Consider the following 14,150-nt stretch of genomic DNA (forward strand, 5'->3'; position numbering starts at 1 on the left):
AATAAATCTCAAAACAGAATCATAGACTGGAAACCGCCTGCATGGAACCGCGCACCGCCCCCCAAGACCGTCCCCTGGCTGTAGCACTGGCGGGCATGGCCGCACTGGCGGTGGCGATGGGCGTGGGCCGGTTTGCCTTCACCCCGCTGCTGCCCATGATGCTGCACGACGGCGTGGTCACCTTGGCGGGCGGCAGCTGGCTGGCCACAGCCAACTACCTTGGGTACCTGATCGGGGCGCTGGCGTGCATGGCGCTGCCCTGGGTGGCGCCCCGTGCGCGGCAGCGATGGCATGCGGCGCGGCTGGCACGCTGGGGGCTCGCGGCCACGGTGCTGCTCACCTTGGGCATGGCGCTGCCGCTGCCGGGCGCCTGGCCCGCGCTGCGGTTTGCAGCGGGGGTTGCCAGTGCGCTGGTGTTCTTGAACGTCTCGGTGTGGTGCATGTTGCGGCTGGTGGCGCTGGGCCAGCCCGCGCTGGGTGGGTTGATCTTTTGTGGCCCGGGGCTGGGCATCGTGCTCACCGGCCTGTCGGCCAGTGCCATGGTGGCGCTGCAGTGGCCCGCCGCAGCGGGCTGGGCGGTGTTCGGGCTGCTGAGTGTGGGGCTGTGCGCTGCCATCTGGCCCGTGCTGCGGGGTGTGGCGATGCCCGGGTCGGCCGCAGCCTCCGGCCCGGTGGTGGACGGCTCCACCCCCGGCCACGGGTTCTGGGCGCGCACGGGGCTCACGCTGGCCTATGGGCTCGCAGGGCTGGGCTACATCGTCACGGCCACCTTTTTGCCCGTGATTGCGCGCGCTGCCTTGCCTGCGGGGTCGCCTTGGCCCGACCTGTTCTGGCCGCTGTTTGGTGCTGGCGTGGCGCTGGGCGCGGCGTTGTCCACCCGCACCCCGGCCGCGTGGGACCGGCGCTGGCTGCTGATGGCAGCCTACGTCGTGCAGGCCGGGGCCATCGCGCTCAGCCTGGTGTGGCCGGGGCCTGCGGGCTTTGCGCTGGGCAGCCTGCTGTTGGGCTTGCCGTTCACTGCCATCACCTTCTACGCCCTGCAGGAGGCGCGGCGCGTGTGGCCTGCGGCGGGCGACAGTTTTCCGGGGCTGCTCACGGCGGCCTACGGCATCGGTCAGATCGTGGGCCCGCCCATGGTGGCGTGGATGCTGCACCACGCGGCCACGCAGGGGCAGGGCTTTGTCTACGGGCTGGCTGTGGCCGCCGCAGCGCTCGGGGTGGGTGCGGTGCTGTATGCCGCCATGGCCTGGCGCTGGCCCCTGGCGCCCCGCCCGGCAGCGCGTTGAGCACACGCGGATGCAGGCGCCGATCAGTGCGTGGATGGTGCCAGCGGCAGCGCCAGCACAAAACACGCGCCGCTGTCGCCGTCAGCACGGTCCTGGCAGTGCACGGTGCCGTTGTGGCGGCCGGCAATCGACCGCACCAGCGCCAGCCCCAGGCCCACGCCGCCCGCGCGCTCGCTGGCGCCCGGCAGTCGGTAGAAGGGCTCGAAGATGCGCTCGCGCTGGCCGGGTGGTACGCCCGGGCCGTGGTCACACACATGCACCTCGGCGCGGCCCTGGCGGCGGTGCACCACCACGGTGATCTCGCCGGTGCTGTAGCGCCGTGCGTTTTCCAGCAGGTTGCGGATCGCCCGGCGCAGCAGCTTCGCCACGCCGCGCACCTCCAGCGAATCGGGGCTCGCGCTCACGTCCAGGTCGGCGTCCACCCGCGCGCATTCCTCGGCGGCCAGGCCAATCAGGTCCACCAGTTCCACGGTGCCCACGTCGGCCTCGCGCGCGTCGAGCCGGCTGGCCAGGAGGATCTCGTCCACCAGCTGGTCCAGCTCGGCGATGTTGCGCAGGATTTCTTCGCGGAAGGCGGGGGAAGGCTGCTGGCCACCCATCAGCTCCAGCCCCATGCGGATACGGGTCAGGGGCGAGCGCAGCTCGTGCGAGGCATTGGCCAGTAGCGACTTGTGCGACTTGACCAGGGTTTCCACACGCTCGGCCGCTGCGTTGAACTGGCGCGCCAGGTCGGCCACCTCGTCCTGGCCCTGCTCGGGCACCCGCACCGACAGGTCGCCTTCGCCAAACTTCTTCACGCTGCGCTGCAAGGCCTCCAGCCGCTGCGTGAGGCGGCGAATGATGGGGTATACGCCCACCGCTACCGCCAGACCCACGATGCCCAGCAGCCACAAGAAGCCGAAGGGCGGGCGGGTCCAGAAAGCCGCCTCGTCCTGGCCGGGCCCCCCGGGCCGGCCGCCGTTGCGGCCCGTGCGGGGCTGGCGGGGCGCCATCTGCAGGGTGAAGATCTGGCCGTTTTCCGCCTCGATGTGGAATTCCACCACCTCGCCCGGCTCGGACGGCTGGCGCGTGGCCATGCCGCGCAGCACCAGGTTGCCCGCCGGGTCGCGCACCGCCATCTCGCGCGAGGGCGGCACAAACGGCTGGTTGGTCTGGGCCTTTTGTTCCTCGGCAATGCGCCAGGCCCAGCCCACGGTGAGCGTCAGCACCGCCATGCCGCCGACCACGGCGAGCCAGATGCGCAGATAAAGACGGCGGGAAAAAGGGTTGGTCAAGGACATGCGTGGGGCGACAGCGCAGGCAGCGGGGGCTGCGTCAGCGGTCAATCTTGCTGCTTGGCAAACACATAACCGACACCGCGCACCGTGAGGATGCGGCGCGGGTTCTTGGCGTCGGCCTCGATGGCCGCGCGGATGCGGCCCATGTGCACGTCGATGGAGCGGTCAAACGCCTCCAGCTCGCGGCCGCGCACGGCCTCCATGATCTGGTCGCGGGTGAGCACCCGGCCCGCGCGCTCGGCCAATGCCACCAGCAGGTCGAACTGGTACGAGGTGAGGTCCGCCAGCTGCCCCGCCACGGTCACGGTGCGCGCGTCGCGGTCGATCTCCAGCGTGCCAAAGCGCAACACCTGGGTGGCAGCGGCCGCGCCGCCACCATCCGTGCGCCGGCGCAGGATGGCGCGGATGCGGGCCAGCAGCTCGCGGGGCTCAAAGGGCTTGGGCAGGTAATCGTCAGCACCCAGCTCCAGCCCGATGATGCGGTCCATGGGGTCGCCCTTGGCGGTGAGCATGAGCACCGGCACCTGCGCCGCGTTGCCCTGCAGCGAGCGGATGCGGCGGCACACTTCCAGTCCATCCATGTCGGGCAACATCAGGTCCAGGATCACCAGGTCGGGCAGCGGCCCGGCATCAGGGCCCTGCAGCTGCGCCAGGCCACTCTTGCCATCGGCACGGTGCGTGACCTGCAGGCCCGACTGGCCCAGATACTCGCCCACCATCTGCGCGAGGCGGGCGTCGTCTTCGATCATCAGCAGTTGGGAGCTCATGGGGGCAGTGTAGTAGCGAGGCTTTGAAACTGTCTTCATGGTCCGGCCCAGCCGTCTCCCCGTGTTGAAGCCCCCGTAAAGTTCCGGTAAACCGGGTGGCGAGAGGCTTCAGAAGTTGCTATTGATTTGGTAGCTTTCTGGGCATATGAATCAGGCGCCACCGACCTTCTGGATGCGCGATGCCAGCCACACCAGCACCAGCACCGGCAGCCCCAGCAGCGCCGTGGAGGTGAAGAACTGGGCGTAGCCAAACGCATCCACATAGTCGCCCGAGAAGCCCGCCACGAACTTCGGCAGCAGCAGCATCATCGAGCTGAACAGCGCGTACTGCGTGGCCGAGTAGCTCACGTTGGTCAGGCTCGACAGGTAGGCGATGAACGCGGCCGATGCAATGCCGCTGGCCAGGTTGTCGGCCGACACCACGGCAATCAGCGCCGTCACGTCGTGCCCGTGGCCCGCCAGCCAGGCAAACAGCAGGTTGCTGGCGGCGCTCAGGATGGCGCCCAGCATCAGGATGCGCATCACGCCAAAGCGCATGGACAACACGCCGCCCACGAAGGCGCCAGCGAGCGTCATGATCACGCCATAGATCTTGGTCACGGCGGCCACTTCGTCCTTGGTGTAGCCCATGTCCACGTAGAACGGGTTGGCCATGATGCCCATCACCACATCGCTGATGCGGTACACGGCAATCAGCGCCAGGATGAGCGCCGCATGCCAGCCGTAGCGGCGCAGGAAGTCGGCAAACGGGGCCACCAGTGCGCCCTGGATCCACTCGGCAGCGTTCTTGGCGGGGGGGAGCGCCACGGGTGCAGGTTCACGCGAAAACAACACGGTGACCACGCCCACGGCCATCGACGCCGCCATGGCCAGATAGGCCGCCTGCCAGGCGCCGTTCTGGTACGCGGCGGCACCCAGGGCCACGGCCTGGCCGGCCGCGGGCGCGACCTCGGAGCGCGCGGCAATCCACAGCACACCGGCTCCGGCCCAGATCATCGCGAGGCGGTAACCCGTCTGGTACGACGCCGCCAGCGCGGCCTGGTGGTTGGCGTCGGCCGATTCGATGCGGAAGGCATCGAGCGCAATGTCCTGCGTGGCCGAGCCAAACGCCACGGCCAGCGCGCACCACACGATGGGGCCCAGTGTGAGGCGCGGGTCGGCCAGCGCCATGCCGATGAGTCCCGCCACCACCACCAGCTGTGCCAGCAGCAGCCAGCTGCGCCGCCGCCCGAGCAGCCGCGTGAGCACCGGGATGGGCATGCGGTCCACCAGCGGCGCCCACACCCACTTGAAGCCGTAGGCCAGGCCCACCCAGCTCAGGTAGCCGATGGTGCTGCGGTCGATGCCCGCCTCGCGCAGGCGAAAGCTCAGCGTGCCCAGCACCAGCAGCAGCGGCAGCCCGGCCGAAAACCCCAGCGTCAGCATGCGCAGGCTGGCGGGCTCCAGGTACACGCGCAGGGTTTGCAGCCAGGGGGTGCGCGGGGGCTTGTCCGGGGCGGTAGCGGGAGCGAGGCTGGGGGTGGAAGATGTGGAGGTGTCTGACATGGGCGAGCGGGGGTTTTGTCTATCATCGCCGACGCACCCTTGTAGCCATCCTGTCAGCCTCCATCTGCGCGGCAGGCTCTGGTGTGTTGTGTGCCAGCGCTGCTCATTATTCCTTCTGGGATTGCCTTGTATGTGTCTTTTCTGCCCCGCTCCTTCCGTCGCGCCGTCGTCCCCCTGGTCCGCACGCCGCGCGTTCCTGCTGGCAGCGGGCGCCGCTGCGGCCACGCCGGTGCTGGCGCAGGTGGACGTGGGTTCGGCATCCAGCCTGCGCAAGCTCGTGCCCGCCGAGACGCTGGAGCAGTCTGCCGCCCAGCAGTACCGCCAGATGCTGGAGCAGGCCCGCGCCAAGCGCGCGCTGGCGCCCGACAACCACCCCCAGCTGCAGCGCCTGCACGCCATCGCCAAGCGGCTGATCCCGTACGCCACGCCCTGGAACGACCGCGCCCGCCAGTGGCGGTGGGAGGTCAACCTGATCGGCAGCTCGCAGATCAATGCGTTTTGCATGCCCGGCGGCAAGATTGTGTTCTACACCGGCATCCTCGACCAGCTCAAGCTCACCGACGACGAGGCCGCGATGATCATGGGCCACGAGATGGCCCATGCGCTGCGTGAGCACGCACGTGAGCGCATCGCCAAGACGCAGGGCACCAACCTGGCGCTGCGACTGGGCTCGCAGCTGCTGGGGCTGGGCGACCTGGGGCAGGCGGCCGCCGGTCTGGGCGGGCAGTTGCTCACGCTGCAGTTCAGCCGCTCGGACGAAAGCGAAGCCGACCTGGTGGGGCTGGAGCTGGCCGCGCGCGCGGGCTACCAGCCGTCGGCCGCCGTGAGCCTGTGGCAGAAGATGGGCAATGCCAGCGGCAGCAAACAAGGCGGGCTGGCGTTTTTGTCCACCCACCCATCGGGCCCCGCGCGCATTCGCGAGCTGGAGCAGAACGTGCCCAAGGTGCAAGGCCTGTACGAGGCCGCGCGCCGCAACGGTTGACCTGCGAGATTCCGCAGGCCCTCAGCCTCTAAGACTGAGCCGCCAGGGTGCTGCTGGCGGCGTCTTCCCCCGCGAGCTGCACCCGGTTGCGCCCCGCGTGTTTGGCGGCATACAGCGCCTGGTCTGCGCGGGCAATGGCGGCCTGCAGGTCGTCGGGCCCGTGCACCAGGGCCACGCCAAACGACAGCGTCAGGGCCAACGGCTCGGGGCCGACGGGCAGTGGCGCCCGGGCGACAGCGGCACGGATGCGCTCGGCCGTGGCGCTGGCGGCGTCCAGCGGGCTGGCGGGCATCAGTGCCAGAAACTCTTCGCCACCCCAGCGCGCCAGCACATCGCCCTCGCGCAGGTTGTCGGCCAGCACCTGGCCCATGGCCACCAGCACCTGGTCGCCCACGGCGTGGCCGTACTGGTCGTTCACGCGCTTGAAGTGGTCCACATCGCACAGCAGCAGCGTCACCGGCACACCGCTGCGCCGGCTGCGCTCCAGCGCCTCGGTGGCCTGCGCGTCAAAGTGGCTGCGGTTGGCCAGACCGGTCAGCGGGTCGCGCGTGGCCTGCTTGCGCAGGCGCGCCTCGGCAATGAGGATGGTGCGGCGGTAGAACGCCGACAGCGCTGCCGACATGGCAAACACCACGCAGATGTGCACCCAGTTCACGATCTTCACGCTGTGCGCGGGCAGCGGGTCCAGCGGCCCCACGGCGTCGCTCAGCATGTGCAGGCCTAGGTAGTAGGCCAGCAGGGCCAGCACCATGGGCGCGGCATAGCCGCGCGTGTTGGCGATCACGATGGCGGGGATGAACATCAGCAGGTAGTAGTGAAAGCCGCTCTCCCAGCCGATGAGCAGCGAGCCCAGGGCCGAGTGCCCGATCACCTCCAGCCAGATCAGGGCCAGTGCAGCGGTGTTGTAGCGCTTCTGGATGAGCCGGTAGGCGCCCAGGTACATGGCGATGCTCAGCACATTCACGGCCGCCAGCGGCATCGAGCCCAACCACAGAAACAGCAGGATGTAGCCCGCGTCGATGGCAGCGGCCGTCAGCGCAACCCGCTGCACCATGGCCCAGTAGGCCTTGCCCGCGAGGCTGGAGCCGCGCTGGGGTTCAAGCGGGGGGCGCGGCGCGTTGGATGGGGTCATGGCACGGGGGCACGGGCGGCCTGCAGAGGTGGCAAACCGCTCCATCGTAGCCCCCGGCGGTGTCGGGGGGGCGGCGAACTGGCTGGTATCCCGGGGTCTGATCGCCGCTGGGCACCCGGCGGCGCGGAGCACGCAACCAGGGCCTGTGACGGCCTCCGGCAACCCATTTAAAGCCAAATCAACTGGATCCGGTAGTGGAATATGCCTGGCGTGCTATGAATAAGAGAGCATTAATGGTCTGTGCTCAGGTCCCGCCCACGTAGGGATTGCTTTGCCGCTCGCGCCCGAAGGTGCTCTCGGGCCCGTGGCCAGGAATGAACACCGTCTGGTTGCCCATGGGCCACAGCCGCTGCGTGATGCTGTCGATGAGCTGCTGGTGGTTGCCCTGGGGAAAGTCCGTGCGGCCAATGCTGCCCGCAAACAGCACGTCGCCCACAAACGCTCGGTCGATCTGCGGCGCGTGGAACACCACATGGCCGGGCGTGTGGCCGGGGCAGTGGCGCACGGCCAGCGTCTCGTTGCCGATCTGCACGGTGTCGCCGTCGTGCAGCCAGCGCGTTGGGGTGAAGTGCTGCGCGGGCGGAAAGCCGAACATTGCGCTTTGCTGCGGCAGCCCGTCGATCCAGAACTGGTCGCCCGGGTGGGGGCCGACGATGGGCAGCGACAGGCGCTGGGCCAGCTCGCCCGTGCCGCCGGCGTGGTCAATGTGCGCGTGGGTGAGCCAGATCTGGGACAGCGTCAGCCCGTGTTCTTCCACCGCTGCCAGCAAGGTGTCCAGGTCTCCGCCTGGGTCGATCACGGCGGCCTGCCGGGTGGCGTCGCACCAGACGATGGAGGCGTTCTGCTGGAAAGGAGTGACGGGGACGGTGAGGTAGCGGAGCATGGGATGGAGGCAGTAAACCCATCGCCCATCGGGCTGGGGCCGTTTTCTCCCAGAGGGCGATAGCGGGCTGGCGCGGCGGCGGCAGGGCCGGAAGGCAATAGCCGTGAGTTTCGCACAGGGCCTGTGCAGCGCCCGCCGTACCTTGGCGGCCGCTTGGGGCCTCAGTCTGCGTCCACAGGCCGGCCCAGCAGCCGGTTCACGGCGGTGCGCAGGCCCTCGAGCGACGTGGTGTTGAGCACGAACACCACAAAGCCCTCGATCTGGCTGCTCAGCAGCTCAAAGCGGATGTGCAGGAACACCACCAGGTGGTTCTGGATGCGGGTGCCCAGGATGGTGCGGCTGTCGCCCATGTCGAACCGTGGCGGGCTCAGCTCGAACTCGTGGCCCAGCAGGTCGGACAAGGCGGCGATGCAGGCGTTGAGCATCACGTTGCCCACCTCGGTCAGCGCATCCTGCTCGATGGCGCTCAGGTCTTCGCTGGGCACGTTCTGCCCGGCGACGATGCGCACGATCTCCAGGCTGCGGTGGCCTGGAAAGATCAGCAGGGCATCGCCGTTGAGCACGCCGCGAAACGGCTGGCGCACGCCATACATGGGGTGGCCCTGGGCGCCCAGTTGCTGCGCCGCCTCGCTCACGGTGAACACGCTGACATGCGGCACCGACAGCAGCACCTCGTCGCGCAGCAGGCTGCCCATGGCGGCGGCGGCCTTGCCCACGCCGATGTTGAAGATCTCGCTCAGTGCATCGATCTGTTCGGCGTCTAGCTGGATGGGCATGTCAGGCTCCTGCGAGGGCGATGAGCTGTTGGGCGGCTTGGGCGGTGATGGGCTTGGCAATGAACACCATACCCGCTTCCTCGATGCGCTCCTGCACGGCGTTCTGCACATTGGCCGTGAGGATGGCAATGGGCACCCGGGGCAGCAACTGGCGCAACGCCAGTGCGGCATCCAGACCGTTCATGCCGTGCATGTTGAAGTCCATGGAAACCAGGTCCACGGGGTTCTCGCGCGCCAGCTGCAAGGCTTCTTCGCCGCTGCTGGCATGCACGATGGTCCAGTCGGGGTGGGCTTGTTGCACCAGGCCCTGCAGGATCAGGCGGGACATGCGGCTGTCATCCACAATCAAAAGGCGCAGGCTCATGGTTGTTGTGTCGTTGGTTAAGGTCAGAGTGCGGGGTGCGCCGCATCGTGGGTCAGCACCCGGTTGCGGCCGGCGGCCTTGGCGCGGTACAGCGCCGCGTCGGCATCGGCCATCAGCGGCTCGATGCCTGTGTGGTGCCGCTCGCTGGCAGCCATGCCGATGGAAATGGTGAACGTGACCGGGTGCCCTGCAGGCGACGCCAGGCCCAGCTGTGCGATGGCGCCCCGGATGCGCTCGGCCACTTGGCGTGCGCTGTCGGCGCTGGCATGGGGCAGCAGCGCGGCAAATTCCTCCCCGCCCAGGCGGCCGAGCAGGTCGGCCTCGCGCAGGGCCTGGCCGATGGCCTCGGCACAGGCGCGGATGGCGGTGTCGCCCATCTGGTGGCCGTACCGGTCGTTGATGCGCTTGAAGTGGTCGATGTCGATCATCAGCACGGTGCAAGGTTGTCCATGGCGGCGGCAGTGGTCGAACAGGGCGGTGCTGCGCTCCATGAAGGCCCGGCGGTTCAGCAGGCCGCTGAGCGCATCGCGCGTGGCCAGTTCGCGCAGCTGGGCCTCCAGGGCCTTGTGGGTGCTGATGTCAAAGCCCCACAGCAGGTGGGCCAGCTGGCCCTCGACGTCGATGAGGCGGGCCGACAGCGAACTCCAGCGCGGGGCATGGGTGCCGATCTGCGCCTCCATGGCATCGACCTGCCCGTACTGGTCCAGGGTCTGCATGAAGCGCTGGCGTGTGTCGGGGTCGTGCAGCAGGTCGGGCAGAAACAGGGTCTGAGGAGCGGTTTTGAGCCCCAGGCGCTCGGTCAGCCGGTGGTTGATGAAGTGCACGCGACCGCTCTCGACCTCGGCCAGCAGCACGTCGCTGGGGCTGGTGTCCAGGATGAAGCCCAGCAGCGCGCGGCTTTCTTCGAGCTTGCGCGTGCGCCGGGCCACGCGGTCTTCCAGCTCCCGGTTGGTTTGCGCCAGCTGCCGCGATGCGGCTTTGGCGGCGCGTGCATCCTGCACCAGCCGGGCAATCAGCAGCGTGGTGCCCACGAGCAGAGCGCTCAGCACCACGCTGAGCACGATGAAGCGCTGGTGCAACTGCTGGCGCGCCTGGTCTGTCTGCTGGGTGCTGAACAGGTGCACGGTGGCCACCGCCTGGCGCAGGCGCTCCAGCAGCGCGTCGGACTGGCGGGTGATGTCTTCGGCCACGCGCAGCGCCTGGGTGGGTGCGACCGTCGCCTGCGTGCGCCGCGCCGCGGTGCTGCCGGGCTCGTTGGCGCTGCCGCTGGCCTGCGACGACCAGCGCTCCACCTGAGTGCGCAACCCGTCCAGGCCCTGTGCGGTGTCCGGCAGTGCCTCGCGCAGCTGGGTGCTCACGCGCGGTCCGCGACCGCTGGTGTCGAGGGTGCTGTACAGCACGTCCAGCCGGTCGACCAGGTCTTGCGCGCTGGCCTCCCGGGCCCGCAGCTGGCGCGCCAGCAGACTCACCCGCGCCAGTTCGTTGTGCACGCTGGCGATGTACCAGAGGTCGTTTTGCTGGTGGGGCTGCGCAAGGTCCTGGGCCTGGCGCAGCGTCCACCACAGGGCCGCAGAGGTGCCCAAAGCCATGGCCACCACCAGGGCCAGCAGCCGGTGGGTGGTGCGTGTGTTGCTGGCGGCGGGCTGCTGCTTAGCGGATGGAGACAGCATGGACCTGCCAGATGGTGCGGTTGACGTAGTCCTGGCCCTGCTGCAGAGCGGGGTGGGCATCAAACGGGTAGATCAGGATCAGTGGCCCCTTGTCGCGGATGCCCATGCGCTGGCCGTCGCGCCGGTAGGCCAGCACGGGGTTGTAGCGAAGCAGGTCGCTCCAGGGGATCACGACGGCATAGTCGTTCAGGGCCATCAGCACGATGCGGCTGCGTTCGCCGCCCCCGAGCTGCTCCACCAGGTGGCGCAGCGGAACACCGGTCCAGCGGTGTGTACCCGCCATGCCCAGCGCGGGGGGCAGGGCGGTGGTGATGCCTAGCGCTGGCAGTCGCTCCAGGGCCTGCAGGTCGCAGGCCTGCGCCTGACCGTCGCCGGCAGGCTGCAGTTGCAGCACGCTGCGGCCCTGGGGGGCTGGGCACAGCGGGGCGGGGTGGGCCCACAGCGGCAGGCACAGGCTCAAAGGTCCGAGCAGGGCCACCAGGGTAGCGTCTGTGCGGGCCCGCAGGGCAGCCAGGAATCGGAACAACATCGTCACCACTTTCACATCCAGCCAGCGCGCAGGGGACTGGAATGGCTCCAGGTGCGGCAGCTGGCACGGCTTGACTATGCCCGTGAAAGCAGGAAAACCGACTGCCGTCCAACGGAAAATTGCCGCGAGATGGGTGGTTTTGACAATTGTTGACGGTTTTTGGGGGCTTGTGGGTGACTGCCGGGGCTGAAGGCTACAGGTTGGTCGCCGCCACCACCTCACTCATGTCGGTCAGGCCCTGCAACACCTTTTCGATGCCGTCCTGGCGCAGGGTGAGCATGCCGGCGGTGAGCGCAGAGTGTCGGATGTCCGAAGCCGGGGCCCGGTGGCGGATGTGCTGGCGAATGGCTTCGTCACTCATCATCAGCTCGTGGATGCCCAGGCGACCGTGGTAGCCGTGGCCTTCGCATTTGGCGCACCCCACGGGGCGCCACATCCGCAGCTCGCCCTGGGCGCCGCCGTATTGCTGGCGCCAGCGTCCGATCTGCGCCTGGCGCGCCTCGGCGGTATTGTGGGTGCCACTCTCCAGGTACTGCGACGCCAGGCCCGCCAGCATGTCGTCGTCGGCCACACGCGGCTCGCGGCAGGCGGTGCACAGGCGCCGCACCAGGCGCTGCGCCAGGATGGCCAGCAGCGAGTCCGAGAAGTTGAAGGGGTCGAGGCCAATTTCGAGCAGGCGCGCAATGCTCTCGGGCGCGGAGTTGGTGTGCAGGGTGGACAGCACCAGGTGCCCGGTGAGCGAGGCCTCGATGGCGATGCGCGCCGTCTCCTCGTCGCGCATCTCGCCGATCATGATCACGTCCGGATCAGCGCGCAAAAAGGTGCGCATGGCGGCGGCAAAGGTCCAGCCGATGCGTGGGTTCACCTGCACCTGGCGCAGGCCCTCCTGCGTGATCTCGATGGGGTCTTCGGCCGTCCAGATCTTGCGGCCTGCGGTGTTGATGTCGCGCACCACCGAGTGCAGCGTGGTCGTCTTGCCGCAGCCCGTGGGTCCACATACCAGCACCAGGCCATAGCTTTTTTGCACCACCGCGCGCAGCGCCAGCAGGTTGGGCTGGCTCAGGCCGATGTTCTCCAGCGGTAGGGGCTTGGCGCCTGCCAGCAGGCGCAGCACCACGTCCTCCAGTCCGCGCGAGGTGGGCACCGTGACCACCCGCAGCTCCACCGGCGGGCCGCCAAAGCGGGCAAAGTCGATCTTGCCGTCCTGCGGTTTGCGGTGCTCCGAGATGTCCATGCTGGCCATGATCTTGATGCGTGCCACCATCGCAAAGCGGTAGCGCGCGGGCAGCTCCAGGTAGGGCACCAGGTCGCCATCGATGCGCAGGCGCACACGCACGTTGTGCGGGGCGGGCTCGGTCTCGATGTGGATGTCCGACGCACGGTGGCTGATGGCTTCGTCAATCACCGAGTTGATGAGCCGCACCAGGGTGTTGTCCGACTCGCTGATCACGTCGGCCTGCTCGGTGTCTGCGTCTGGCGACGCAGTGGCCAGGTTGGTCAGCAACTCCTGCGAGGTGGCGCGTGCGCCGGCTGCCGCGCCGCCCGCGTCGGCAGGGCGGGTGCGGTAGGCCTTGTGGATGGCGGGCATCAGCGTGCCGGGCGCTGCGCGCAGCGGGATCAGCCGCCGCTGGGTCAGAAAGCGGATCTCGTCGATCAGCACGCGGTCCCAGGGGTCGGCCATCAGCAGCACCAGTGCGTCATCGCGCGCGATCAGGGGCAGCACGGATTCGCGCTCGGCCACGGCACGGGGGATGAGTGCCAGGGCCGGCGCTTCGGGCGTGATGTCGCCGGGGTGCACGGTGTATTCACCCAGCCAGGTGGCAATCACGCTGCGCAACTGGTCCTGGGTGAGTGCCCCCCGGTCCACCAGGATCTGGCCGATGGGCCGCTGCACGCCATTGCCGCGCTCCTCCTGCTGCGCCTGCAGGCCCTCTGCCAGGTCCGGCGTGGACAGCAGCCCCGCGTGGACCAGCGCCTCGCCCAGGTGCCGGGCCTTGCCCACCGTGGGGTGGGGGGTGGAGATCTGACGCCACAGCGCTTCGGCGCTCTGGGGGCGAAAACTGTGGGCGGGAGGCGGGGCGGAGGTGCTGGCGTCGGTCATCGGGGCAGAGGGGCTGGGGCAGGGCTCAGAGGGTCAGTGCGTAGTCCACCGTGATGGGTGCGTGGTCCGAGAACTTTTCGCCCTTGTAGATATGTTCAGCACGCGCCAGCGCCGCGATTGCAGGGGTGGCCAGGTGGTAGTCCAGCCGCCAACCCACGTTGTTGGCATAGGCCTGGCCGCGGTTGCTCCACCAGGTGTAGGCGGTGTCGGTGGCGGTAGGTTGTAACTGACGGTAAACGTCTATGATGCCGCCGCCTTCATCAGTTGTGTGCAACAACTTTGTCATCCAGGCGCGTTCTTCGGGCAAAAAACCACTGTTCTTCTGGTTGCTGCGCCAGTTTTTGAGGTCGATTTGCTGGTGCGCAATGTTGATGTCGCCACACAGGATGAAGTCGCGCTCGGCCTTCAGGCGCATGAGGTGGGGGTGGAACTCCGCCAGAAAGCGGAATTTGGCCTGCTGCCGCTCTTCGCCCGACGAGCCGCTGGGAAAGTACGCACTGATGATCGACAGCTTGCGGGCGGGCGTGTCAAAACGCAGTTCGACATATCGGCCTTCTGCATCGAACTCGGTCGATCCATAGCCAATGACTACATCCGACGGCACGTGCCGCGTGTAGATGCCGACGCCCGAATAGCCCTTTTTCTGGGCAAAGTGGAAGTGCCCCTGCAGGTCGGCCAGGCGCTCGAAGCGGTTGGCCATGTCGGCGGCCTGGGCCTTGACTTCCTGCACACAAATACAATCCGGCCGCGTGGCTGCCATCCAGCTTTCCACGCCTTTGCTGGTGGCCGAGCGGATGCCATTGAGATTGAGGCTGGTTAACTTGAACAAGGATTTCCC

General features: G+C 68.4%; 13 protein-coding genes. 2 read left to right on the forward strand and 11 right to left on the reverse strand.

Going from position 1 to position 14,150, the window contains the following annotated elements; translation table 11 throughout:
- Positions 1 to 41 precede the first annotated feature (41 nt).
- Positions 42 to 1,286: a YbfB/YjiJ family MFS transporter gene (locus tag IB236_RS07050; protein ID WP_056742167.1), complete on the forward strand. Its 1,245-nt coding sequence runs from the start codon at positions 42 to 44 to the stop codon at positions 1,284 to 1,286.
- Positions 1,287 to 1,309: 23 nt separating this feature from the next.
- Here the strand turns inward: IB236_RS07050 and IB236_RS07055 are convergent, their stop codons facing one another.
- The 3 genes from IB236_RS07055 to IB236_RS07065 form a co-directional block, all read right to left on the reverse strand.
- Positions 1,310 to 2,566, reverse strand: a complete 1,257-nt coding sequence (locus tag IB236_RS07055; protein ID WP_192419675.1) for an ATP-binding protein — start codon at positions 2,564 to 2,566, stop codon at positions 1,310 to 1,312.
- A gap of 41 nt (positions 2,567 to 2,607) precedes the next feature.
- Complete coding sequence (locus IB236_RS07060) at positions 2,608 to 3,330, reverse strand: response regulator (RefSeq protein WP_056057318.1); 723 nt, start codon at positions 3,328 to 3,330, stop codon at positions 2,608 to 2,610.
- Positions 3,331 to 3,480: 150 nt separating this feature from the next.
- A complete protein-coding gene (locus IB236_RS07065) occupies positions 3,481 to 4,875 on the reverse strand; it encodes an AmpG family muropeptide MFS transporter (RefSeq protein WP_056057321.1) in 1,395 nt (464 codons plus the stop codon).
- 130 nt (positions 4,876 to 5,005) lie between these two features.
- Between IB236_RS07065 and IB236_RS07070 the strand changes: the two genes are divergently transcribed.
- Positions 5,006 to 5,857, forward strand: a complete 852-nt coding sequence (locus IB236_RS07070) for a M48 family metallopeptidase (RefSeq protein WP_192419677.1) — start codon at positions 5,006 to 5,008, stop codon at positions 5,855 to 5,857.
- Positions 5,858 to 5,885: 28 nt separating this feature from the next.
- On the opposite strand, the gene IB236_RS07075 is transcribed toward IB236_RS07070, so the two are convergent.
- From IB236_RS07075 to IB236_RS07110, 8 genes are all read right to left on the reverse strand, one after another.
- The gene (locus tag IB236_RS07075; protein ID WP_056057327.1) at positions 5,886 to 6,989 is read right to left on the reverse strand and encodes a GGDEF domain-containing protein; all 1,104 of its coding nucleotides are present in this window, start codon (positions 6,987 to 6,989) and stop codon (positions 5,886 to 5,888) included.
- 244 nt (positions 6,990 to 7,233) lie between these two features.
- Entirely contained in the window at positions 7,234 to 7,872 is a 639-nt protein-coding gene (locus IB236_RS07080) for an MBL fold metallo-hydrolase (protein WP_056057330.1), read from the reverse strand.
- A gap of 161 nt (positions 7,873 to 8,033) precedes the next feature.
- Positions 8,034 to 8,648 carry a hypothetical protein gene (locus IB236_RS07085; protein ID WP_056057432.1) on the reverse strand — a complete coding sequence of 205 codons (615 nt, stop codon included), beginning with the start codon at positions 8,646 to 8,648 and terminating at the stop codon, positions 8,034 to 8,036.
- A gap of 1 nt (position 8,649) precedes the next feature.
- Entirely contained in the window at positions 8,650 to 9,012 is a 363-nt protein-coding gene (locus IB236_RS07090; protein ID WP_225580994.1) for a response regulator, read from the reverse strand.
- A gap of 23 nt (positions 9,013 to 9,035) precedes the next feature.
- Positions 9,036 to 10,682 (reverse strand): diguanylate cyclase, encoded by a 1,647-nt coding sequence (locus IB236_RS07095; protein ID WP_192419686.1) that lies wholly within the window; start codon positions 10,680 to 10,682, stop codon positions 9,036 to 9,038.
- A complete protein-coding gene (locus tag IB236_RS07100; RefSeq protein WP_192419687.1) occupies positions 10,663 to 11,211 on the reverse strand; it encodes a molybdopterin-dependent oxidoreductase in 549 nt (182 codons plus the stop codon). The genes IB236_RS07095 and IB236_RS07100 overlap by 20 nt, the downstream gene beginning before the upstream one ends.
- A gap of 193 nt (positions 11,212 to 11,404) precedes the next feature.
- Positions 11,405 to 13,312: a GspE/PulE family protein gene (locus tag IB236_RS07105; protein ID WP_192419695.1), complete on the reverse strand. Its 1,908-nt coding sequence runs from the start codon at positions 13,310 to 13,312 to the stop codon at positions 11,405 to 11,407.
- Positions 13,313 to 13,337: 25 nt separating this feature from the next.
- On the reverse strand, positions 13,338 to 14,141 hold the full coding sequence (locus IB236_RS07110) for an exodeoxyribonuclease III (RefSeq protein WP_056057754.1): 804 nt from the start codon (positions 14,139 to 14,141) through the stop codon (positions 13,338 to 13,340).
- Positions 14,142 to 14,150 lie beyond the last annotated feature (9 nt).

The organism is Acidovorax sp. ACV02 (genome assembly GCF_014851475.1).
Taxonomy (GTDB): domain Bacteria; phylum Pseudomonadota; class Gammaproteobacteria; order Burkholderiales; family Burkholderiaceae_C; genus Acidovorax; species Acidovorax delafieldii.